This is a genomic window from Paenibacillus silviterrae, assembly GCF_030167925.1.
In the GTDB taxonomy this organism is placed as follows: domain Bacteria; phylum Bacillota; class Bacilli; order Paenibacillales; family NBRC-103111; genus Paenibacillus_G; species Paenibacillus_G silviterrae.
In genome coordinates this window covers 2,164,162-2,188,400 of sequence record NZ_JASKUT010000001.1, presented here as the reverse complement: position 1 = coordinate 2,188,400, position 24,239 = coordinate 2,164,162, and the positions used below count along the sequence as shown (strand labels likewise).

Below are 24,239 nucleotides of genomic sequence, written 5' to 3'. Positions count from 1 at the left end.
AAAGGGAGGGTTACGTCAGATGAAAACAAAGAAGCTATCTACGATTTTGGCAAGTGCCATGGCCATGTCTCTTGTGCTAACGGCATGCGGAGGCGGCAATTCGGGTTCCGCTCCGGCTGACAATGCAGGTACCGGCGGGGCTCCGCAGAAAAAGCAGGTCTCCTTTACCATCGGTTACGCAACGGGTGATCCGGCCAGCAAGCAAGCGCTGGCAGACTCGATTGCAGCGTTCTCCAAGGCGAACCCGCATATCAAGATCACGGATCTGAGCGAAGGTGGTTCGCAGGCGTACCTTGATTGGCTGAAGACAAAGGATGCGGTGAATGAATTCCCGGATTTGGTGGAGATGCGCGATACGCAGCTGTTCGCTGATGCCGGCAAGCTGGCAGAGCTTCCGGCCGAGCTTGTAGGACTCTTCTCGGATGCGCCGAAGGTGAACGGCAAGAACTATACGGCACCGCTTGCCGGCACGGCGCCGCAAGGAATTATTTATAGCAAAAAGGCGTATTCCGACGCGGGTGTTACGGAGCTGCCCAAGACGTATGATGAGTTTCTGACCATCCAGGAGAAGCTGAAGGCCAAAGGGATGACACCGATTACCTTCGGAGGCAAAGACATCTTCCACTGGGGCTTCTGGGTCAATAAATTCCTGATGGACGAAGTGTTCGCGGACGATCCGAACTGGAATTCCAAACGGACTAAAGGCCAGGTGAGCTTTACGGACGCAGGTCCGAAGAAGGCGATGGAGAGCTTAAACGAGCTGTTCGCTAAAGGCTATGTAGACAAGGGGTACCTCAGCACGGCGGATAACCAAACGGCTTCCATGCTCGTAACCGGCAAAGCGGCGCAGCTGTTCTCCGGGCCGTGGATGTTCGGACAGATCGCCCAAGCGGATCCGAAATTTGAATTCGGCTGGTATCCGGTTCCGGACCGGAAGGGCAGAATCGTAGTGAATGGTCTTAATAGCCAGCAAGGCTGGGCGCTTTCGACAAAAGCCAGCCAAGATGCAGACAAGAAGGCTGCAATTACGGAATTCGTGAAGTTCTTCTTCTCGAAGGATCAGTATTCCAAATACTTGAAGGCTGTCAACGGGATTCCTACCACGAAGGAAGCGGTAACTTACGACGCGACGCCTCAAATGAAGGCTGTTCTCGATGTAATGGGCAATCCGAAAACCGTCAAATCGCTTCAAATCAACAGCTTCTGGGGCGAAAACACAATGCCTCCGCAATGGCGCAACTGGTACTACAAGCTGATCCAGGAATGGCTGGCGAAGGGCGACTTCAGTGACGCGTATCTGAAGAAAATGGATGCGGAATGGGATGCTAATGTGAAAGCCAACGCAGCCGCTAAATAAATAGAAATGTAGTCAAGGATGGACCTCTGCTCTGACACATGCAGGGGTCTCCTCCTTAATGTGCCCGGGAGGAGAAAAATTCATGGAGAGTATCAATGCAATGAACGGCTATACTGAAGCAAAGGCCGCGACGAGGAAGAAAAAACCTTGGTTATCCTTTTCGGTTCTTTTTATTCTTCCTTCCTTTATTTTGTATACGTTGTTCGTCATCTATCCGACCTTGAACAGTGTGAACTTAAGCTTTACCTCATGGGATGGGGTCAGCCCGCAGATCAAATACATCGGGTTCGATAACTTTATCGAGATGTGGAACAGCGAGCGGGTGCACAATGCGTTAAAGAATACATTGATTATGTCCGTATCACTTGTACTTCTGGAGAATATCGTAGCGATTGTGCTGGCGATGCTGGTAGACCAGGTGCGCTGGTTCAAAAATTTGTTCCGCAGTATTTTTTATTTCCCCGTTCTGCTGAGCGGGATCGTTATGGGCTTTGTCTGGGCCATTATCTTTAATTACAACTTTGGGGTCATTTCTCAGCTTCTGGAACGAATCGGTCTCGGCGTATTCAAAATCGATTGGCTGGGTAATCCGGACTACGCGATGCTGGCCATTATTATAACAACCGTTTGGAAGGGCTCCGGTTATTATATGATTATTTATTTGGCCGGGCTGCAAGGAATACCTGCGGAATTAAATGAAGCGGCCGCTATCGACGGTGCCAACCGGTGGCAGCAGTTCCGTCATATCACGTTTCCATTGCTGGCCGGCGCCATGACCGTCAGCGTCATGCTGTCGATGATCGGCGCACTCAAAATCTTTGACCAAATTGCGGTAATGACCGATGGCGGTCCGGGCTTCGCAACGGAAACCATGACCTACATCGTTTATAAAGTCGGCTTCGGAGAGCTGAGACAGGGCTACGGTACGGCGCTTTCCCTTGTTCTCTTCCTCCTGATTCTGATCGTCTCTCTCATCCAAGTGAAATTGCTTCGCAAACGGGAGGTGCAGATGTAATATGCACAAGTCGAATAAATGGATCGAGATCGGCATGTTTGCGGTCACTCTTGTTATTGCCGTACTGTTCTGCTTTCCCATTTACTTCAGTATCATTTCGGCCTTTAAGACCAACGGTGAAATCTTGAGGGATGCCGTTGCTTTTCCCAGCAGCTTCTACGTGGACAGCTTCGTCTATCTCTGGACCAAAACCCGTTTTCCGGCAGCGATGATGAACAGCGCCATCCTAACGTTAACCTCTATTCTGCTTATGGTTCTGCTTATTCCGATGGCCGCCTACGCGATTGAGCGTACGGGCAAGAAATGGACGAACGCCATCTACGTTTATTATTTGGCAGGGATGATGATTCCGTTTCAGGTGTACATGATTCCTTTGTTTAAGCAAATGAAAGCATTCGGTCTGTACGGGACGTTAACGGCTCCGATTCTGATTTACATTTCGGGTTCGGTCGGCATGGGCGTATTGCTTTATACCAGCTTCATCAAGGGGATTCCGATTGAAATTGAAGAAGCCGCAGCGATTGACGGCTGCTCCAGAGTACGCACCTTCTGGCAGATCGTATTTCCGCTGCTCGGGCCATGTACGGCAAGTATGGTGGTGCTGCAAGGACTCGGGATCTGGAATGACTTCCTCATGCCAAGTCTGATTCTCCCTTCGAATAAGGCTAAGACGATGATTGTGGAAATCTTCAAATTCGTCGGTGAGCTGGCCTCTCAGTGGGATATGGTGTTCGCCGGTACGGTGATCTCGATCATACCGGTCCTGATTGCCTTCATCTTCTTGCAAAAATATTTCGTCAAAGGCATTGCCGCCGGTGCGACGAAGGGGTAACCCGCATAACCGCTACAGGTTCATCAGCCGTAGCGGTTTTACTTTGTTGAATTCAACTATGAAGCTAATAAGGGAGGAAAAGCATGGGTACGCTGCGGATATACGAGGCTCCGAAGGGAGCGGCAGGCCGGGATGATTATCGGGTATGGGCCAGAATACCGGGCGAGCCGTGGAAGGAGCTGTTCGTCTACGAGGTGAAGGTGGATATGCATCAGGTTCGCCAAGCTTCCATGGTGTATTTTGACATGGAGGGAGAAGTGGAGGTAAAGGTTGCGGGTGCCAGAGCGTTCGTTCAAAACGCAGTCATTCGTCCGTTATCCGCAGGCATCCGATTCACGGAAGAAGGAAATAGTCTAAGCTTCGTGCTGAATAAGCCCTGCAAGCTGTCGCTTGAAATGAACGGGGACCGCTTCGCCAATCTGCACCTGTTCGCCAATCCGTTGGAGACGGACGCGCCGAGCCCGGAGGATGAGGGCGTGCTGGTGCTGAAGCCGGCCATCCACCGGACGGAGGATATTTACCGGCTCGCAGCTGAACCGGTAAATCCGGGGGGCCGGCCGCCGAAGGTGATTTATTTTGCTCCGGGGATGCATTATCTAGAGGAAACGATCCTCCGAATTCCTACCGGTAAGACGATATATATCGCGGGGGGAGCCGTCGTCGCCGGTTCCCTGGTATGCGACCATGCGGAGGATGTTGTCATCCGAGGCAGAGGGATGCTGTACTTATCCGACTTTCACCGCTTCTCGGCCTTTCGCGGAGTGCGGATTGTGTTCTCCCGGAATATTACGGTGGAAGGCATCATAACGCTTGATCCGCCCCATTACAGTATTTACATCGGGAAATCGGAGCATGTCCGCATCAGCAATTTCAAGTCGTTCAGCACACGCGGATGGTCCGATGGGATCGATATGATGGCCAGCAAGCACATTACAATCGATGACGTGTTTCTCCGAACCTCGGATGACTGTATTGCGATTTACGGCTCGCGTTGGGATTATAGGGGCGATACCCGCGATGTGACGGTTACCAATTCGATTCTGTGGGCTGACGTTGCCCATCCGCTCAATATCGGGACACACGGGGATCACGATCGTGGCGGAGATGTGATTGAAGACATCCGTTTCCGCAATCTTGATATTTTGGAGCATCATGAGCCTCAGCCGAATTACTGGGGAGCGATGTCGATCAATGCAGGTGACAACAATATCGTGCGGAATGTAAGCTATGAGAACATCCGCGTAGAGGACTTCGAGCTTGGACAGCTTGTTGATATCCGTGTCGTTCTGAACAAGGATTATAACCCGGTGCCCGGGCAGCGTATAGAGAATATCACGTTCCGCGACATTTCTTATTCGGGCAAATGCAGCCATAAGAACCGGATTTACGGATACGATCCGGAGCGTCGGGTGAACGGAGTGGAGTTTGTCAACCTCCGCATCAATGGAAAGAGGGTCCTGGATCCGCTGGAGCACTTCGATATCAATGCGTTCGCGGACAATGTAACCTTCAAGTGAGAGTTCCGGCAGGCAAGGTCATCCATAGGCTTCCCGGTGCAAACCTGATATGATAAGGTAAATTAACGTTTTCATTGCCAAGGAAAGGAACGGGGCGGGAATGAACATGGCTGCCTTCACCGGTATTCGCAAAAGCATATTTGCCAAGTTTACGTTATCTTTTATTATCGTCGGTCTCGTTCCGTTGTTATTGATTAGTTATGTCTCGTTAAACACCTTTAGCTCGTATATCGAGCGGAATCTGGTGAATAACTATGAGCAAATGATGTTATTTTCCGGCAAAAATATTCACGATATGTACACCAAGTATAATAATATAACCAAATTGATGTATTCCTACGGAGTGGACGGGAGGTTCAGCCAGCTGGGGCAGGCCATTGCCGTTCAAAGCGCTCAGAGGGATTATCAGCTGACAAGCACCATCGATGACTTCTTGAGAACGATGCTGTACACGGACCGGTATTTGCAAAATGTTTTTTTTCTGATGGTGGACGGCAGGCTGCAGCATCTTAGCAAGGAGAACAAATCCTATGATTTCAGCTTCGCTTTTCCGCCGGAGAGCTGGAAGGAACAGCTGGTGGATCGTCAGTCGCTGGCGTTCTATCCAACGCATAAGGAAGCATATTACCTTCGGTCCGACGACTTGGTTATGACCTTTGCCCGCAACCTTACGGATGTGCTTGGATCAAGCGGACTCCAGGGGCCCTTGGTTGGCACCTTTTTTATGGATGTGAGCATGGGCGCCTTTGAGGAGATTTTTCAACAGATGATGCTTGGCCCAAAGGATGTTATCTATGTACTTGATTCGAAGGGGACGATCATTTACAGCAATCAGCGGAGCCTCATCGGACAGCCGTATCAGCCCCCGGATCAAACAGAGGGATATATTCAGATGGTGCAAGGTGTGGAGGACGTAGGCTGGACGGTTCGAGGCGATTTCTATAAAGAAGAAATGTTCGACCGGATCGATCAGATTATGAGGACGCTGTTCCTCATCATCGGCGCCTGTATCCTCTCTTTGGTGCTGGTGGCCGTGCTTTTCTCCAACCGGCTTTCCGGACCGATCCGAAGCATCACGAGACAAATGTCCAAAATCGAGTCCGGCAACTTCAATACCCAGGTGACCGTGCAATCAGCGGATGAGGTCGGTTTGCTGGCGAGAGGCTTCAACAAAATGGTAGTCCGGCTGCAAAGCTACATCGATGAGGTTTATGTGGCTCAAATCAAGCAGAAGCAAGCGGAGCTTAACGCGCTGAAAAGTCAAATCCGGCCCCATTATTTGTACAATACACTCGAGGTGATCCGAATGAGCGCTGTGGCCAACGACGATCACGAGGTCGGGGATATGATCCTGTCGCTGTCGCATCAGCTGAAGTACGTGTTGGATTACGGCCAGGAGACGGTTCCGCTTTCCGAAGAGAAGATGAACATCGAACAGTATTTCAAGCTTATGGAGTTTCGTTACGGGGAGCATCGATTGGCTATGGAGTTCCGCTTCGAAACGGAGCTGCTGAGTATGCCCATCCCCAAGCTGTCCGTTCAGCCGCTTGTCGAAAATGCCATCTATCACGGGATCATGCGCAAAGCCGGCAAGGGCACGGTTCGCATTACCGCGGAAAGAGGGTCCGAGGGGCATATCTGCATCACCGTTGACGACGACGGGGTAGGCATGTCTGCGGACACTCTCGAGCGAGTGAGGGCCAAGCTAAGAGGGGAACAGCCCGGCGAATCCGGTAGCGGCATCGGTTTGAAAAACGTGCATGACCGTTTGGCAGCTTTATACGGCCCGGATTACGGACTTCAAATCAACAGCACTCAGCATATCGGAACCTCGGTAAGGCTGGTCATACCCTTGGCGAAGGAGGTGGGCGCCCGTGATGAGAGCCATTCTGGCTGATGATGAGCCGATGATTATACGCGGATTAAGGAAGCTTATTGCTTGGCAGGAGCTGGGCATCCGCATAGTCGGGGAAGCCTGGACGGGCAAGGGCCTTTTGGAGCTGATCGAGCGGGAGGAGCCGGAGCTCGTAATCACCGACATCAGCATGCCGGACGGGACGGGCATCGATGTGATCAAGGAAATCGATCGGAGAGGGCTGCGGACGAAGGTGATCTTTATCAGCGCTTACCAGGAGTTTTCCTATGCGAAGGACGCGCTTGCCTTCGGAGCGGTCGATTATTTGGTGAAGCCGGTTGAGAAGGGGCTGCTTCAAGCCGCGGTGCAGAAGGCGGTGTCTCTGCTCAAAGAGGAAACGGATGAGCAAACCTCTATGGTCAAGCTGGCCGCTTACGAGCAGAAGGATAAGAAGACGCAGCTCGAGGAGCTGTTCGACCGGTTAACCGAAGGCGACATTCGCGCGGATGACGCGCAGCGGCAGCTGGCGCAGCTGGAAATTTCGTTTTCGCAGCCATGCTTTTCCGTTATGACCATCATGCTGGAGCCGCTGGATGAAGGGATAGGCTCATGGGGGGAGCATGAGAAGCGGCTGGTGCTTTTCGCCGTTTCCAATCTGACGGACGAATTGGCAATGCGGTACGGAGAGGGGCTTGTGCTGCGCAAAGGGGAGCTTCTGTGCGTCATTTCAAACCACAGCGAGAGCAGAGACATGCTGGCCTTGGGGGAGGAGATGGTCGAGAAGGTATTCTTTTTCCTGAAAATAAAAATCACGGTAGGAGTGGGCCGCCCGGCAGAGACACTGCAAGAGCTTAAGGGCTCCTATACTTCCGCTTTGGATGCGCTTAGGCTTAGCTATTTTATCGGAAGAGGCAAGGCTTTGGCATGGAAGGCTCTTGACCGCCAGCGGCCGGCGGATGCCGAAGAGTCGGGTCCAAGCGCTTTGACGGAAATAAGACAGCTGATCCTGCAAGCACTCCTGGCGAAAGAGGAAGATGCTTTGCCCGGCATTCTGGATAGGGCCTTTTCCCGCATTGCACAGTTGTCTCAAGGGAGCAAGGAAGCGGCGGTGACGGCTTGTTATACTTTGTTGACGGAGCTGGCGGAGGAGCTAACGGAGGTCGGGATTGCGTACAACGGGCTCAGTAAGGAGCAGCTCCCGGCGATGCATCGTTTCCGGCAGTATGAGGAGCTTCAGCAATATATGCGGCAGGAGATTACGGGTATGCTCAGGCAGCTGCAATCCGCCGGAATGGGGAAGGATGCTCAGCAGATGAGCATGGTGAAGGAGTATATCGAACGTCATTACCATGAGAATATTACGCTGGAAAGCATAGCGTCCATGGTTTACATGAATCCGTATTACTTCAGCAGCTTCTTCAAAAAGCACACCCAGCAAAACTTTAAGCAGTACGTGACGGAGGTTCGAATGAAGCAGGCGGTCAAGCTGCTCCTTCAAACCGATCTGATGGTATACGAAATCGCGGAGCAGGTAGGTTATAACAACGCCAGACAGTTCAGCGATATGTTTAAAAAGCATTTCGGCAAGCTTCCGCAGGAATATAAAAATCAAAAGCATTGAGCTGGAAAGGGGCGCCTGATATTCGGGGGCTTCTTTCTTTATGTGCAGGTTCTAAAATTGCCGCATATTTCGCTTAAAAAAACGCATTTGTTCAAGAGCCGGGTTGTGTTAGGTTTATGTTATTCCCTAGATAGGAGTGAACAAAAGTTGATTTGCAATCCTATACTTACCGGCTTTAACCCCGATCCCTCGATCGTTCGTGTGGGGGAGGATTACTATATCGCCACCTCTACGTTCGAATGGTTTCCGGGAGTTGCGATTTATCATTCCAAGGATTTGGTACACTGGCAGCTGCTCACCTATCCCTTGCGTGATACGCGATTGCTGGACCTGAAGGGCATTCCGAGCTCCGGCGGCATTTGGGCTCCTTGTCTGTCTTATGCCGACGGCATCTTCTATTTGTGTTATACCGTGATGCGAAGCCGCAAGGGCGTTTATAAGGACATGCGTAACTATGTAACCACAGCGGAGAGCATTCACGGCCCTTGGTCCGATCCGGTCTATTTGAACGGCACGGGCTTCGACCATTCCTTGTTCCACGATACGGACGGGCGTAAATGGCTGCTGAATATGCATTGGGACCACCGGCAAGGAAAAGCCCGGTTTGCGGGAGTTTATATGCAGGAGTATGACGCTGTGAAGCAGAAGCTGGTCGGACCGGTCAAGCAGCTGACGAAGGGAACAAGTATCGGCGTAACGGAAGGCCCGCATCTGTATAAAATCGGCGAATACTACTACCTGCTGCTGGCGGAAGGCGGAACGGGCCGCAATCATGCGGCAACGATGATGCGCTCCAGAAGCATCGACGGACCGTATGAGGCGGATCCGGACTATCCGATCGTTACGTCTGCGGGAGATCCCGGCCATCCATTGCAGAATGCGGGACACGGCTGCCTGGTCCAAACCCAGAACGGAGATTGGTACATGACCATCATCTGTGCCCGTATGCTGCCGGACGGCCGACAGCTGAATCCGCTTGGTCGCGAGACCGCTCTGCAGCATATCGAATGGACGCAGGATGGCTGGCCGCGGCTCTCCGGAGGAGGGAGACAGGCTCAGCTGACGCTGCCTTCACCGGATCTCGCGCCTCACCCTTTCCCGGAGGAACTGGAAACGGATCATTTTGAGAACAGCCGATTGAGCATCCATTGGCAATCGCTGCGAGTCCCCGCAGCCCCGTCCTGGCTTAGCCTGACGGAACGGCCGGGATATTTGAGGCTTACCGGCAGGGAATCGCTGTATTCTTGGCACGAGCAGAGCATGGTCGCCCGCCGCATTCGGCATTTCCGCTGCGAGGTGGAGACGTGCGTGGAATTCGCTCCGGCATCCTACTGCCAGATGGCCGGATTGGTGTTCTATTATGACGAGAGTGAATACTTTTATCTTCGGATCACTCAGGATGAGGAGCTTGGCGCGTATGTCGGCATCGAAATCAGCGAGACGGCGAAGCTCCGTGAAGAGCAGGAGCGGATCGGCGTAAACGGATGGGAGCGCGTGTACCTCCGTGGGGTAATCGACTATGCCAAGCTGAGCTTGTATGTATCGAGCGATGGCCAAGCCTGGCAGCGTATCGGTCCGGAGCTGGATTTCGGCATGCTATCCGACGAATACGGAGGCAAGCTGGGCTTCACGGGCTCCATGGTCGGCCTCTGCGCACAGGATCTCAGCGAGGCTAAAAGTTATGCGGATTTTGATTATTTTACTTATCGAGCCTTGAGCGAGTAAGCAGCCTGTTCCTAGGCGGCGGCGGTTCTGCTGACAGCGCGGAGCCGCCGCCGCTTATTTTTTAGTTACCCTCTGAGCTTTTTATGGTATCTTAATCTAGTAGTGTGATCATTATCATAGGCAGAGGGTGGCGCAACACATGGAAGTGAATTATTGCATGTCGTGCGGGTCCCCCATGGAGACACGAGACGTAGACGGAACGTCTAGAAGAGCCTGCACCCGGTGCAGCTTCGTCCATTGGGGCAATTACAGCGTTGGCGTCGGGGCGCTCGTCGTGCGGGACGGAAAGGTGCTTCTCGTACGGAGGGCACAGGAGCCGGGCAAGGGCAACTGGACCAATCCCGGAGGATATATCGAGCAGCATGAGCTGATACACGACACCATCCGTCGGGAGGTGCTTGAGGAGGCCGGTATCGAGGCTGAGGTGCAGCGCATTGTCGCCGTCAGAGATCAGCCGAGAAACATACATAATGTGTATTTGGCGTTCGAGATGAAATATATTGGCGGTGAGCCTCGGGCGGACGGCGTGGAGGTGGATGCCGCCGGATTTTTCAGCTTGGAAGAGATGGCTTCGATGCAGGTCGCTTCTTTTACCCGCTGGCTAGTCGATGTAGCGATGAGTGAAGGGAACGGGGGCTTATCCGAGGATATGGAGCCTGTTGTGCCTTTGAACGGATACGGACTTTTCCGTAAATAAGATCATATGAATAAACAGCCGTTACCCGCTCGAATGTGCAGGTGCCGGCTGTATTTTTCGTTAACGGGCTTACATTTGGTAAAAGCGGGCCGCCGTTCCGCCCAGCAGCTGTGCCTGCTCCTCTCGGGAGTACGAGGCAATTGCCTTGTTCGTTTCCGTCCATACGCGGTGATAATCTCCCTCGAGGTTAGCTACCGGCCAATCGCTCCCGAACATGAGCCGATCGGCTCCGAACCTTGCCATAGCTTCATCGATCCACGGCGTAAGGTCGTCCGCACACCAATCGTGCTTGCCTGTCGCCGTATTCAGCCCCGAGATTTTGGCATACACTTGGGGGTACTGCGCTGCGGCGGCAAGCTGCTTCGACCATTCATTATGCAGCTCATGGCCCGGCGCCGGCGGCTTGGCCAGGTGATCGATCGCCATCCGAAGCCCGGGCACCCGTTCCGCAAGGTAAGGTATATGCCGCAGATGATGAGGAAATACGGCTACCACATCGAGGGTTAAACCGTAGGACGCCAGCCGCTTCAAGCCCTCGATAACCGAATCCCGGATAATCCAGTCCGGATCCCGTTCCTCGTGGATCAAATGCCGCACCCCTTTAAAGACCGGATTTTTCGTATAATGCAGCAATTTACGGTCGGCAACCTCGGGAAGGTTCAAGGGCACCCAGCCGACCACAGCGCCGATCCATGGTTTTTCCTCGGCAGCCTGCAGCATATATTCCGTATCCTCATAAGAGTTCATGGATTGCACCAGCACTGTCCGGTCGATACCGGCCGATCGCAGCAGCGGCTCCAATTCGTCCGCCTCGAAGGTGCGGCAGATCGGCCCGAACATCGGATCCAGCCACGGGTAAGCCACCTGATCCAAATTCCAAAAGTGATGATGAGCGTCAACCTTCACCGTACCATTCCCTCCTTACATTGAACCGGCATGCCCAGCTCTCCTTTCTAGCCTATGCGGTATTGATCGAAATACTGCGGAATGATTTGCGTTGATGCGCCAGGCTGTTCAGGCAGCATGTAGAAGCCATCCTTTACCGTTGCCGGCTCCTCAAAAATGTGCCTGATCCATGGAATATATTCCAGCATGACCGCGTTCTGGGTCGAGGCGACCAGATGCTGATGAATTTGGCCCATGTCTCCTACGTGAGGACAGATCGGGAGCTCGTAGGAGGCGGCGAGACCCGCAACCTGCAGCCATTCGGTGATGCCGGCAAGCCGGGTCACATCCGCCTGAACATATTCTACCGCACCTTGATGTATGTAGTCACGGAAGGCGTACTTCGTATAAACATGCTCCCCCAGAGCGATGGGAACGGTAAGTGCATCGGCAAGCTTCTTATGTCCAAGAATATCGTCGGGATTGAGCGGCTCCTCCAGCCAGAACAAGTCGAATTCCTCGAGCTTCCTTCCCCAGGTCATGGCGGTATTGATGTTCCACTGCTGATTGACATCGATCATGAAGATGATATCCTTGCCGATCAGCTCGCGGACCGCCTTGACCCGGTCGAAATCCTCGTGAGGATCCGGCTTGCCGACCTTGATCTTCACCCCCTGGAAGCCCTGCTCCACAATAGCCGATACATCTTGCAGCAGGCGTTCCTTTGTCCAGTTCAACCAACCCCCGTTCGTGTTGTAAGCTTTAATACGCTTGGATTTGTGTCCGCCCAAATACTGCCAGAGGGGCTTGTTAGCCGCCTTCGACATGATGTCCCACAGCGCAATATCGACCGCAGCGAGCGCCATGTGGGTTACTCCGGCGCGTCCGATCCAGTGCATCTTGCCGAATCGCATCTCATCCCACAGCTCGCGGACCATGAATGGGTCGCGTCCCAGCAGGATCGGTGCATAATACTGCTCAATAGTCCGTGTGATCAAGTCGTCGCCGTGGGCGCACGTTCCCGTGTAACCATAGCCGACGATTCCCTCATCCGTGAAAATACGCACCCCGGCTAATCCCCAGTGCGTAGCCGCATTAATGGCATCTGTAATAGGCGGGGTAATAGGGACATGAAGAATGAACGGTTCGACCTTTGAAATTTTCATCAAGGAACACCTCCAATATCATAAATCATGTATGATTTATGATAAATCAAAAAATCAAAAGGTGTCAATATAAAAAAATAAAGGTCAAGCCCTAAATTATTCCGCTTGACCTCTTTGTACTCCGTTAGGATTGTACTTCCAAAAACAATTCTCTTGTTCGGTTATGAGCATTGATCAGATGACGTTCCAGCTGCTTAAGGGCTAAATGATGGTTCCCATCGACTAAAGCAGCCAGAATCCCCAAATGCTCCTCTTGTTCGGCCAGGAGGAGATCCCGGTGCATATTCGGCCGTATCAGCTCCAAATACCGCTCTATCCGCTCTATGTAATTTTCCACCAAGGTTTTCAACGACTCATTCCTGCAATGCTCGAGAAACAATCCATGGATTTGTTCGTTCATTTGATTCACATGCAGCAGGATGTCATCCACCGCTTGTTCCGCCGGAAAGCTGACGGATCGCCATTGCTCGAGCAATAGAACCAGCTGTTCCCGAGTTATGACAGCTAGCGACTTCTGTAAGGCGAGCAGCTCCAGCGTGCGCCGCAGCTCAAAGATCTCATCAAGCTCCTGCAGGCTCATGTGCATCACATACATGCCCTTGTAGGGGACGCTTGTGACTAACCCTTCCGCAATCAGCTTGGAGAGGGATTCGCGGATCGGGATATTCGATACCTCCAGCTCACGGGCCAGCTGGTCAATATTAATCTTACTGCCGGGCTCCAGCTTGTGAGATAGGATTTGCTCCTTTATGATTTCATAAATTTCATCCGTAACGACCGATCTTTTGGGTTTCCGCATCGGGCTTCCCGCCTTTTCATATATCGTGTATCATATTATGATAGCACCATCCGTGGCGTAAGACAACGAAAAGAAAAAGCTATTTCGAGTCAACGTCGAAATAGCTTGGGATATTTAGGTGTTCGAAATATAGTTTTCTACGGAAGCGGCGTTCTTCTTCTCAGTGATCCACTCGGTGGCCATTGCCGAGATCTTCTCATTCGTGAGAATCTTCTGGATATCGGCTTTTTTCTCCTCCAGCGCAGGCGTGGCTTCAGCCTTGTGGCCGGTTACCTTAATGATGTGGCTTCCGTGAGAGGTCGTTACAACTCCGCTCAGCTTGCCTGCTTCCAGCGAGAAGGCTACCTGCTCGAAGGGCTCCTCCATTTCACCCTTGGCGAAATAGCCCAGATCTCCGCCTTGTTCCTTCGAACCGGGATCGATGGATTTCTCTTGAGCCAATTTGGCAAAATCAGCACCGTTCTGCAGCTCGGCAAGCACAGCCTCGGCTTCTTCTTTGGTTGCGACCAGGATATGAGAGGCTTGTACCTGCTCCGGCGTTTTCAGCATTTCCAAATTCTCATCATAGTATTTTTTGATGTCCTCGTCGGTAATTTGAATTTGCGGCTCAAGCAGCTTTCGCAGCGTAACCTGGGTCGTAAGCTCCTTTTTCAGCCCATCGAGCGTCATTCCGTACATGCCGAGTGCTTGTGTGAATTCCTCCTCCGAAGGGAAGCCTTGCTTCACCGTTGCCAGCTCCTGCTCAATGTCGGCGTCCGTAATTTGAATGCTCGCCTTTGCCGCTTCCTGACGAATCAGCTCTTTGTCGATCATACTATCCAGCGCCTGCTTACCGCTGCTGCCGACAATCTCCTGATACAGCTGATCCTTGCTGATTTCCACTCCGTTGACCTTGGCGACAGCCTCATGATTTCCCTTTGTGGGAGGGAAGGCGTACATATAACTGAGGAAGCTGAAAAATAATAGGATGGATAGGATCATCCATATATTGCGTAATTTAATGGAATTCATTCGTATGGGTCCCCCTGTAGATTAGTATGTCTTCGCGACACTGCTATTTCATTATGAGGGCTTAACCTTAAGGACAGATGAGTTTAGGCTGAAAATTTGCTGAGTGCTCTCTGGAGCTTTAGTTTAAAGGAGGAAAGTCTTTCTCTTATTATGTAAAAGAGTATCAAATCATGGCGAATTTTAAGATAAAGTAAATAGGGGTAAGCGGTTTACCTAAAATTCACGTTCATTTTACAAAAAAGGGTTGTAAGTCAAAACATTGCTAGATATAATAGTCAATATAAGGTAATTAAACCGGTTTAATGATTGCTGACGAAGCGATCCGCCGGTTTTCATTTGGCCCGTTATTAAACCGGTTTAATGATTTGGGTCCGGTTAGAGAAGGAGGGAGCTTGTGGCTACGATCAACGATGTCGCCAAGAAAGCGGGAGTGTCCAAGGGGACGGTTTCCAGTGTGTTTAGTAAAAAAAGACCTATTAGTCATGAGGTAGCGCAGAGGGTGCTCTCGGTGGCCAAGGAGCTGGGTTATTATCCGAATCATGTGGCGCGGAGTCTTGCCAATAAGAAGACGATGATTGCCGGTTTGAAGATGCCGCTTTCAAGAGACGGCGCCATGTCCGCGTTTGAATCGCAAATGATTAACGGCGTTATTAAGGAGTGCTCCAAGCAGGGTTATCGTGTGCTGCTGGATACGCTGCCGGAGCATGACGACCCTACGCAATTCTCACTTGATCCGGTGGACGGCGTCATTATGCTGAACCCGCGCAAGGATGACCCTCGGGTAGAGCGTTACGGCCAGATGGGTATTCCCCTAGTGCTTGTAGGCAGGCCGGACCCTATCGATGACTCCATCAGCTATGTGGACAACAACAATACGGAAGCTGCCTATCAGGTCGGTGATTACTTGCTCGGGAACGGACACAAGTCGATCTTGTTCCTGAACGCCTTCGCGGATATGACGGCGGCATATGACCGTAAGCATGGCCTGGCGCAAGCCTTCGCTAAATATGGTGTCCCTTTCCGGGAGGAATATGTATTAAATTATTCCAGAAGGCTTTACTCCAGCGCGCCGGATTACGGATATAACGCCATCATGACAACGTATCGCAGCCTAAGCTATTCCGCCGTAATTACGGACACCGACCGGGTGGCTCTCGGTGTGCTTAGAGCAGCCAGAGAGCTGGGGCTGGACGTACCGGAGGATTTGTCCGTCGTTGCCCTCAGCAATGACGCTACGCTGGCTCAGGAAATGACGCCCAAGCTGACCTCCGTTGAGTTATCTGCTCATTTGCTAGGGACGGAGGCCGCAAAACTGCTGATCGAGAAAATGAACGACATGAGCGTGAACCGGCAGCTGATCATCGATACGAAGCTGGTCATCCGGGAATCATGCTGTGTTCGCGGGACATAAGCGGTATGGGAAACCGGCGGCTGCTTCCCGCAGAATAAATGAAAGCGCTTTATTAATATTTTGTTAAGGAGGTGAGCCTAAGTTCATGCGCGGGAATTCTTTGGTGTGAGAATGGATGCTTGATACAAGTAATCGGGTCACTTATGTACAAACCTTAAGGAGGGTATAAGTATGTCCAGAACTAGAAGGCTGGCAGGTTCCGTTATGGCATTATCATTACTCGGAGGTATCCTTGCAGGCTGCTCCACGGATTCCGGGGCGAACACAGCACAGAATAAACCGGCTGAACCGAAGGCTCAAGAAAGCCAAGAGAAAAAAGAGCTGCGGATGATGTCGGGCGTCATCGGAGGAAAGAACCCCGAAGAGAACGCCCAATTCGAGAAGGAGATCGAGCGGCTTACCGGGATTAAGGTCAAGCTAGACAAGCCCGCCTCCGATTATGATCAGAAGCTGCTGGCGGCGATTGCTTCCGGGGAAAAGTTCGACTTGCTTCAAGTGAGCAAGGAGAAGATGAATACGTTCATTGAGCAGGGCATTCTGACGCCGCTTACCGATCAGGTGAAAGGCTCCAAAACGCTTTCCGATCCGAACGTCATTCCTGCGCAGGAGTGGGAGCAGGTGAAGTCCAAGGACGGCAAAATTTACGGTGTGTTCACGAAGTTTCAAGGCGGCACCATGCCTACCGTCCGTGCCGATTGGCTGAAGAAGCTGAATCTGGAGGAGCCTAAGACGCTCGATGATTACTACAAGGTGCTGAAGGCCTTCACAGAACAGGATCCTGACGGGAACGGCAAGAAGGACACCTTCGGTTTAAGCACCGCCGGCATGTATGAGCTTCAAGGCTTCTTCAGTGCGGCGGGCTTGAAGCAGCGGTATGTGGAGAAGGACGGCAAGCTGGACGTTCCTTATTCGACGGATGCCGCCATTCCGATCTACGAGTGGCTGAATAAGCTCTATAAGGAAGGCATTCTCGACCCGAACTTTGCGACCAACGATACGGGAAAAATGCGCAACCTGTTCCTTACGGACCGGGTCGGCATGATTACGTACTGGGATGCATGGGTCGGTATGCTGAACAACACCCGCAAGGAGCAGGATCCGAATACGGCGTTCCAAGCGAAGGGCTTGCCGGGAGCTGTCGGTCCGAACGGAAACTACATGCTTCGTCGCGGCGACCCGGACGTATGGGTCATCCCGGTGAATGCTACAAACCCGAAGACGGCCTTCAGCTTTATCGAATGGTGGCATTCCAAGGACGGCATTATTCTGGGTTCCCTCGGGATCAAGGATCAGGATTATACCGAGAAGGACGGCAAGTATGAGCTGACCAAAACCGGCAAAGAGCACGCTATGGATCACGGAGTTCCGTTCTGGTACAACAAAAATGTCAAGGAGCCGTTCGGAAAGCTGCCGGGCGTGCAGGAAGCGCAGGAGCTGGTCATGAAATACGCAACGCTAGAGCTGACGCCTCCCAAATGGGCCGATGCCGAGAAAATCATCAACGAGTATTCCTTCAAGGCCATTCAGGGTCAAATGCCGGCGGCGGAAGCGGTCAAGAAGATGCGTGAGCAGCTGAAGGCCGCCAAGCTGATCGATTAATCAAGAGTTCGCTAAGAGGGAGTATCGACCCTGTCCTGCTCCCTCTTACCTTACCGACAAGGTGGTGGCTGCCCATGAGAGCCGTTCTCAAGTATAAAACGCTGTATCTGATGATGCTGCCGATCCTGGCGTATTTTTTCATCTTTTCCTATTATCCGCTTGTGCGGGGCTTTATCATCAGCTTCCAAAATTTCCGTCTGATCGGTAACAGGCCCTTCGTCGGTCTGGAAAATTATATGACGGTGCTGAAGGATCCGACCTTCTGGCATGCGTTCGAGAATACGCTTGTGATCGGGATCGGCATCCTGATCTTCAGCTTTATCACGCCGATTGTGCTGGCGCTATCCTTGAATGAGGTGTTCTCCACCTGGTTCAAAAAGGTCACACAAATGGTCGTCTATCTGCCGCATCTGTTCTCCTGGGTCGTGGTCGGCGGCATGTGGATTCTGATGCTGTCGCCGGATACGGGAATTGTGAACCAAATCATGAAGCTGTTCGGAGCGGAGAGGCCGATCAGCTTTATGTCTACGGAAACGTATGCCCGCTCGATTATGGTGCTTACGGCCGCTTGGAAGGAAATGGGCTTTACTTGTATTTTGTATTTGGCCTCTATCGTGACCATCAATCCCTCTTTGTATGAGGCTGCGCGGATCGACGGGGCGAACCGCTGGCAGCAGGTGCGTTTTGTGACCATCCCGCAATTGATCAGCACCATGAAGGTTGTCATCATGCTGAATGTCCTGAGCATACTTCGGATGTTCGACCAAATCTTCGTTATGCGCAACGGTGCGATCGCCAACAAGGTGGATGTCATTATGATGTACACGTATCAAAAAGGAATATTGGAGTTCAAGGTCGGTACGGCGACGGCAGCCGGTTTCCTTGTCATTGCTGCGACGCTGATCATTACGTTTGTTACCAGGGCGGTCATCCGCTACGACGAGGGGTGAGAGGACCATGAATTTCAAGTACAACAGCTGGCAAAGCCGGACCTTTGATTCGATCAACGCAGTATTTCTGCTGCTGCTCATTTCCACTATGATCATTCCGTTTATGAATACGATTGCCTTGGCCTTCTCCACGAATTTCGCTTCCATGCAGCCGGGCATCGTCCTGTGGCCGAAGGAATTCAGCACGGAGGGCTTTTCCACGGTATGGAACCGCATGCAGCTGTATTTGCCCTTTACGAATAACGTCATCGTCACGATCGCCGGAACCTTGGGTCACGTCCTGCTGTGTTCGATGGCCGGGTATGTGCTTGTGCAGCAAGGACTTCCGGGGAAAAAGCTGATGGTCTCCGGCATTCTGCTCACCATGATGGTGCCGGGTGAAGCCATTATGATTCCCTTGTATGTCGTGAATAAAGAGCTGGGGCTCTTAAACACGCTATCGGCGCTTATTTTATCCGGGCTTGTGTCGGGCTTCAGCGTGCTGCTCATGAGAAACTTTTTCCTCAGTGTGCCTTACGAGATGGCGGAATCGGCACGGATGGACGGCGCGGGCGACATCCGGATTTTCTTTACCATGTATTTGCCGCTTGCGAGCAGCGGGCTCGCCACGGTCACTTTGTTTGAATTCGTCAGCCGGTGGAATCAGTTTACTCCGGCGCTGCTATATATAAGCGATCACGCCAAGTACACGCTGCAGATTGCGCTTAAATCGCTGATTGTCGATACGGACGCGACTTCAAGCAATTTTATTATTACTACGAATGTGCGAATGGCGGGTATTGTGATCGCACTGCTGCCGCTCATGATCATTTATCCCTATGTTCAGAAGTATTTTGTCAAAGGCATTTTCGTCGGTGCGAACAAGGAATAAGAGCGGCGGATACAGGTATACGGGGAGGTAGATTCCATTGGCTGCTAAGGTGGAGCAGCGGCGGTCTTCCGCCGTTTATAAACGAAGGATTGAACAGACTGAGCAGAGCAGGTACATCGAAATCCCTTTCGATATGCCGGAGCAGGTGGAAGAGATTCATGTGGCCTACGAGGTGGAATCGCATGGGACATCCCGTGCGATCATCGATCTGGGCGTGCGGGATCCGAAGCGGGTGAGAGGCTGGAGCGGGGGCGCAAGGACCGAGTTCCGGCTCGGTCTGGAGAAGGCGACACCCGGATACACGCCCGGACAGCTTCCGGCCGGAGAGTGGGCTGTGCTCCATAACGCCTACAAGGTTCCTCCCGAGGGCTGCACGGTGACGGTCACGGTTGAATGGAGGTATGCAACTCCCCGCTGGCTGAAGGGAGATCTGCACACCCACAGCATTCATAGTGACGGCACGTATTCGCTTGAGGAAAATGCCGCGATCATGGAGGAGCTGGGCTGCGATTTTATCGCGATGACCGATCACAATACAAGCAGCCAGAATGTTGCTTATCCGAGGAACACGAAGGTGTTAATGATTCCCGGCACGGAATTTACGACGAACTTCGGGCACAGCAACTTCCTGGGCGTGGCGGACCCGATGGACGATTTCCGGGTAGCCGGGATGGCGGATGTACATGAGAAGCTGAGAACGGCCCGGGAACGTGGAGCGCGAATCGTCCTGAATCATCCCCATTGCGATTTTTGCCCTTGGGAATGGGATTTCGCTGTAGATCACGACTGGGTGGAAATTTGGAACGGTCCTTGGACGGAACGCAACGCCAGGACACTAGCCTGGTGGCAGGAGCAGCTGGTTTCCGGCAGGCGCCTTGTCGCCGTTGGCGGCAGCGATGTGCATCGCCCCGATCCTTACATCAAACATGCGATGCCTTGTACCTGGGTATGGGCGGAAACGAAAACGGTTGCAGGCGTACTCGGCGGGATCGATCGCGGGCATGTGGTGATCACTTATGCGCCCGACGGACCGTTTGCGGAGCTTCAATGCGGGCCTTACCGTACGGGGGACGTGGTCCCTGCGGATGCGGCCGAACGCGAGGTGCATATTGGACTCCAGGCTTTACAAGAGGGAGACCGCATTCGGGTCATCAGCGAACGGGGAGTAGAGATTGAAAGCAGCACGGAAGCGGCGGGCGGGCTGGAGCTGCGGATCAGCGGGGAGGAGCGCAGCTTTGTCCGTGCGGAGGTTTGGCGCTTCTTCCCTCAGGCAGGTACGGAGCTGTTGGCTGCGGTGACGAATCCGGTATATTTTGCTCAGGCTCAGGGGGTGTCGGTCTAATGGAGTGGAAGGTCATGTCCTTTAATTTACGGTATGATACGCCGAACGACGGTGTGAACCAATGGCCTTACCGGATCGAGCGTCTGGCACATATGATGCGGGAGCATGAACCGCTCTTTATCGGCACGCAGGAAGGGTACGCCCATATGCTGGCGGAGCTGCAGGAGCGGCTGGAGCCGTATGCCTGGCTAGGTACGGGACGTCATGGCGGGCAGGAAAACGAGCACTGCGCGATTTTTTACCGGAAGGATCAGCTGGAGCTGATGGAGCAGGGTACCTTCTGGCTGTCGGAAACCCCCGATGTTCCTGCCTCCAAAAGCTGGGACAGCAGCCTGCCGAGAATCTGTACCTGGGGTCGGTGGAGACACAGGGGTACGGAGCAGGTAATCACTGTGTTTAACACCCACTTGGATCATCTGGGTCAGGAGGCGCGAAACCAAGGGTCACTGATGATTCTAAAGGCTATCGTTCGAGAGTATGAGTTGAACCCGACACCTGTCATTTTGCTTGGCGATTTCAACAGCCATCCGACGGACTGGCCGATCCGCCTGCTGCGGGGGGAGTTCGATCACGGTGGGATTCAATCGTGGCTGCAGGACGCGTACGGCATTCTCGAAGAGGAGATCGGATTGACGGCCCACAGCTTTCAAGGCGGCTCTGCGGGGATGCCGATTGATTATATTTTTGTCTCGCCCGACGTGTTGGTATATGAGGTTCTGATCGACCGCCGTGAGGTGGATGGAGGCTTCCCTTCCGATCATTATCCGGTCATAGCGCGGGTGGGGACGAAAGAAGAGCACCGAGAGGAATCCGATTAGCAGCGAAGCTTTAGGGAAGGGGACGGTTCGATGGCGCAGGAGCTGAAGAAAATATATGTGGTGTTCAAGACCCATTTTGACATCGGGTTTACGGGATTGGTTTCTGAGGTCGTTGAGCAGTACCGGTCGGAGATGCTGAAGGAGGTCAATTCGATCTGTGAACAGACATCCGGGAATCCGGAGGGGGAGCAGTATGTTTGGACAATGTCCTCGTGGCCGCTGCAGCAATCGCTTGAGGGCAGCGCGGAGGCAGAGCGGCAGAAGGCGGTAAGCTTCATCGAAAGGCGTCAGCTGATCTGGCATCTGCTGCCGTTTACCACTCATACGGAGTTTTGCGGCCTTGAGGAATGGATTCGGGGGATGTATGTATCCAGGCGGCTGTCCGAGCAGTACGGGTATGTCCCTAAGGATGCGAAAATGACGGATGTTCCGGGGCACACCTGGTCGGTGCCCTCCTTGCTGGTCAAGGCAGGCGTCCGCATGCTGCATCTGGGCTGCAACGGCGCCTCCACGCCTCCGGATGTTCCTTCCGTCTTCTTCTGGGAGGGGCCTGACGGAGCAAGACTGCTGACCTTTTATTCCAAGGGAGGCTACGGTACCGGCATTGTGCCCCCGGAGGAGTGGGAGCACCCGGTCTGGCTGGCGATGATTCAAACTAACGATAACCACGGCCCCCATGAGCCTGCCGTCATCCAAGAGATGAAAGCGGTCCTCGCGGAGCGCGGCATCGAGGCGGAGCTCCATATCGGCAGCCTGCATGACTTTGCGGAGGACTTCTTGGCGGGCGGTCCGGAGCTGCCGGTGATCCGCGGAGATTTGGCCGATTCCTGGATCCATGGCGTCGGCACGGCACCGCGCGAGGTGTCGCAGGTCAGGGAGCTGCGGAGCCGCATAGCGGCGGCGGAAAGCGTGCTTGCTATGGAGAAAATTCGAGGGGAAAGCTCCGTCGATACGGTTCGAGTCAAGCGGCTGCTGGATCAAAGCTACGAACGAACCCTTTTATTCGGAGAGCACACTTGGGGGATGGATTGCAAGACGTTTCTATTCCCAAGGCGATATGAGAAGAAGGAGTTTCTGGAGGATAAGCGCAGCGAACGAGTGCTGCGGATGGAGCAATCGTGGCAGGAGCAGCGGGAATATCTCCATACGGCTGAGGCGGCGTTAACCGAGGCGGTACGGCTAATGAGCACTGGAGCTGGGGAGGAGACTCCTGCGTATCGGGTATACAACTATTTGGGGTGGACTCGCGATGCGGAGGTGCTGCTGCCGCATAAGGCTGCTGAGCAGTCCCTGGTGGATGCTGCGACGGGAGAGAAGGTGCCGCTTCGTCAGGATGATCAAGGGGTATGGGCTGAGGTGAAGAACCTTCCGGCGCTCGGATACAAAACTCTGGTAGCCGCGGAGCATACCTTGGAAGCGGCGGCGACGGCCGAGGCGGGCTCGATCGCTCCGTCGGTCGGACGGGAGACGGCAGGGGATTGGCATGAAGAGGAAGCGGTCATGGAGAACGAGTTTCTTCGGGTCGCGGTATCGCGGCGAACCGGGTGGATCACGAGCCTTTGGGATAAACGGCTGGCCAAGGAATTCGTCCGTTCGGAAGCGGATTACGGTTTCGGCCAGTATGAATATAACGTGTATTCGAGCGAGGACATGACCCGTTATCTGAAGAAATATGCATACAGGTTTTATGACTGGGGAGTCCACGATTTCGGCAAAACCGGCTATCCCGAGCAGCAAAAGAGATTATCCTCCACAACATCGGTGCCGGAGGTGCGCTTGATTCATGAGGCCGATCGCGTAAAAATAGAATGCATCGCAGCGGGAGATTCGCAATCCGTAGGGGAATACGGCAACGCTGAGCACATTTTATGGACGATTAGCTTGAAGGCGAAGCAGGCTTTCCTGGATATGGAGCTCCGGCTCGAGGGTAAGCAGGAAACGCCGAAGGCGGAGTCCGGAAGCCTTGTTCTGCCGCTGAAGCTGGATCAGGCGCAGTACCGGGTGAATAAAATGGGCAGCCTAATCGATCCGATGCGCGACATTGTCCCTTCCTCGAGCACACTGCTCCACTGCTGCGAATATTTCGTCGATGTGACTGACGGAGCGGGTGAGGCAGGTATGGCGGTCATCCCGCTGGACACACCGCTTCTCTTCATTGGGAAAAACGGAATGTGGGACTTCGAGCATGACTACAAGCCGGAGAAGCCGGAGCTGCACTTCAATCTGTTCAACAATTGGTGGGGGACGAACTTCCCTCAATGGACCGGGGGCGACCATCGTTTCCGCTACCGTCTTGTTCCTCACGCTGGAAGCTGGTCGGACGCTGAGGTGTGGAGGCAGGCGGAGCGGACAATGGCGCCTGCGCTTGCTATCCCGGTAGCTGCTGATGGGAACGAAACGGCGGCTGACATGGAGCTGCTGCCGGAGGGCATCGAGGGGGCCTCCGTCACCTGCTTCAAGCCGGCGGAAGACGGGAACGGGTTTATTCTTCGGCTTCGGGACTGGACGGGGACAAGACGCGAATTGACCGTCATCCTCCCGGGTTATGTGAAAGGGAGCAGCCGCACCGGTCTGCTTGAATATGACGAGGAGGAGCTGGTGCTGGAGGACGTTCCGGGTTCGAGCTATCGGCAGGTAACGCTGACCTCCGGCCCGTTCGAGGTGCATACCCTGCGAATTCGGTACTGAGTCGTACCCCGCAAATCCATGCTATTGGGTTTGCGGGGTCTTTGGTTATGTCGTATGATAGAAAACATAACAGGATTATA

19 protein-coding genes are annotated in these 24,239 nt (G+C 53.2%); 15 read left to right on the top strand and 4 right to left on the bottom strand.

Translation table 11 applies throughout. The features are described 5' to 3' along the window. Positions 1 to 19: 19 nt before the first annotated feature. The 8 genes from QMO62_RS09705 (at position 20) to QMO62_RS09670 (ending at position 10,619) form a co-directional block, all read left to right on the top strand. Complete coding sequence (locus QMO62_RS09705) at positions 20 to 1,357, top strand: ABC transporter substrate-binding protein (RefSeq protein ID WP_284640688.1); 1,338 nt, start codon at positions 20 to 22, stop codon at positions 1,355 to 1,357. Between the two features lie 82 nt (positions 1,358 to 1,439). Beyond that, positions 1,440 to 2,372, top strand: coding sequence for a carbohydrate ABC transporter permease (locus QMO62_RS09700; RefSeq protein WP_284640686.1), 933 nt, complete (start codon positions 1,440 to 1,442; stop codon positions 2,370 to 2,372). A 1-nt stretch (position 2,373) separates the two neighbouring features. Next, positions 2,374 to 3,204, top strand: coding sequence for a carbohydrate ABC transporter permease (locus QMO62_RS09695; protein WP_284640685.1), 831 nt, complete (start codon positions 2,374 to 2,376; stop codon positions 3,202 to 3,204). An 83-nt stretch (positions 3,205 to 3,287) separates the two neighbouring features. After that, positions 3,288 to 4,721 carry a glycosyl hydrolase family 28 protein gene (locus QMO62_RS09690; protein ID WP_284640683.1) on the top strand — a complete coding sequence of 478 codons (1,434 nt, stop codon included), beginning with the start codon at positions 3,288 to 3,290 and terminating at the stop codon, positions 4,719 to 4,721. Positions 4,722 to 4,821: 100 nt separating this feature from the next. Continuing rightward, on the top strand, positions 4,822 to 6,618 hold the full coding sequence (locus tag QMO62_RS09685) for a cache domain-containing sensor histidine kinase (RefSeq protein WP_284640681.1): 1,797 nt from the start codon (positions 4,822 to 4,824) through the stop codon (positions 6,616 to 6,618). Next, complete coding sequence (locus QMO62_RS09680; RefSeq protein ID WP_284644907.1) at positions 6,599 to 8,197, top strand: response regulator; 1,599 nt, start codon at positions 6,599 to 6,601, stop codon at positions 8,195 to 8,197. Before QMO62_RS09685 ends, QMO62_RS09680 begins: the two co-directional genes overlap by 20 nt. Positions 8,198 to 8,344: 147 nt before the next feature. Then, positions 8,345 to 9,922 (top strand): glycoside hydrolase family 43 protein, encoded by a 1,578-nt coding sequence (locus QMO62_RS09675; RefSeq protein ID WP_284640679.1) that lies wholly within the window; start codon positions 8,345 to 8,347, stop codon positions 9,920 to 9,922. A gap of 139 nt (positions 9,923 to 10,061) precedes the next feature. Next, positions 10,062 to 10,619, top strand: coding sequence for an NUDIX hydrolase (locus tag QMO62_RS09670; RefSeq protein WP_284640677.1), 558 nt, complete (start codon positions 10,062 to 10,064; stop codon positions 10,617 to 10,619). 69 nt (positions 10,620 to 10,688) lie between these two features. Here the strand turns inward: QMO62_RS09670 and QMO62_RS09665 are convergent, their stop codons facing one another. From QMO62_RS09665 to QMO62_RS09650, 4 genes are all read right to left on the bottom strand, one after another. Beyond that, entirely contained in the window at positions 10,689 to 11,525 is an 837-nt protein-coding gene (locus QMO62_RS09665; protein WP_284640675.1) for an amidohydrolase family protein, read from the bottom strand. A 47-nt stretch (positions 11,526 to 11,572) separates the two neighbouring features. Then, positions 11,573 to 12,670, bottom strand: coding sequence for a mandelate racemase/muconate lactonizing enzyme family protein (locus tag QMO62_RS09660; protein WP_284640673.1), 1,098 nt, complete (start codon positions 12,668 to 12,670; stop codon positions 11,573 to 11,575). Positions 12,671 to 12,794: 124 nt separating this feature from the next. Further along, positions 12,795 to 13,469, bottom strand: coding sequence for a GntR family transcriptional regulator (locus tag QMO62_RS09655; protein ID WP_284640671.1), 675 nt, complete (start codon positions 13,467 to 13,469; stop codon positions 12,795 to 12,797). Positions 13,470 to 13,583: 114 nt separating this feature from the next. Continuing rightward, on the bottom strand, positions 13,584 to 14,480 hold the full coding sequence (locus tag QMO62_RS09650) for a peptidylprolyl isomerase (RefSeq protein ID WP_284640669.1): 897 nt from the start codon (positions 14,478 to 14,480) through the stop codon (positions 13,584 to 13,586). Between the two features lie 394 nt (positions 14,481 to 14,874). Here QMO62_RS09650 and QMO62_RS09645 point away from each other — a divergent pair, with 394 nt between their 5' ends. The 7 genes from QMO62_RS09645 to QMO62_RS09615 all read left to right on the top strand — a co-directional run bounded on the left by QMO62_RS09645 (position 14,875) and on the right by QMO62_RS09615 (position 24,159). After that, positions 14,875 to 15,891 (top strand): LacI family DNA-binding transcriptional regulator, encoded by a 1,017-nt coding sequence (locus QMO62_RS09645; protein ID WP_284640667.1) that lies wholly within the window; start codon positions 14,875 to 14,877, stop codon positions 15,889 to 15,891. Between the two features lie 171 nt (positions 15,892 to 16,062). Further along, positions 16,063 to 17,490: an extracellular solute-binding protein gene (locus tag QMO62_RS09640; protein ID WP_284640665.1), complete on the top strand. Its 1,428-nt coding sequence runs from the start codon at positions 16,063 to 16,065 to the stop codon at positions 17,488 to 17,490. 74 nt (positions 17,491 to 17,564) lie between these two features. Next, complete coding sequence (locus QMO62_RS09635) at positions 17,565 to 18,440, top strand: ABC transporter permease subunit (protein WP_284640663.1); 876 nt, start codon at positions 17,565 to 17,567, stop codon at positions 18,438 to 18,440. A gap of 7 nt (positions 18,441 to 18,447) precedes the next feature. Then, on the top strand, positions 18,448 to 19,311 hold the full coding sequence (locus QMO62_RS09630) for a carbohydrate ABC transporter permease (protein WP_284640661.1): 864 nt from the start codon (positions 18,448 to 18,450) through the stop codon (positions 19,309 to 19,311). Positions 19,312 to 19,348: 37 nt separating this feature from the next. Further along, entirely contained in the window at positions 19,349 to 20,653 is a 1,305-nt protein-coding gene (locus tag QMO62_RS09625) for a CehA/McbA family metallohydrolase (protein ID WP_284640659.1), read from the top strand. Next, a complete protein-coding gene (locus QMO62_RS09620) occupies positions 20,653 to 21,471 on the top strand; it encodes an endonuclease/exonuclease/phosphatase family protein (protein WP_284640657.1) in 819 nt (272 codons plus the stop codon). Before QMO62_RS09625 ends, QMO62_RS09620 begins: the two co-directional genes overlap by 1 nt. Before the next feature lie 30 nt (positions 21,472 to 21,501). Continuing rightward, positions 21,502 to 24,159 carry a DUF5054 domain-containing protein gene (locus QMO62_RS09615; protein ID WP_284640656.1) on the top strand — a complete coding sequence of 886 codons (2,658 nt, stop codon included), beginning with the start codon at positions 21,502 to 21,504 and terminating at the stop codon, positions 24,157 to 24,159. The last annotated feature ends 80 nt before the right edge of the window (positions 24,160 to 24,239 follow it).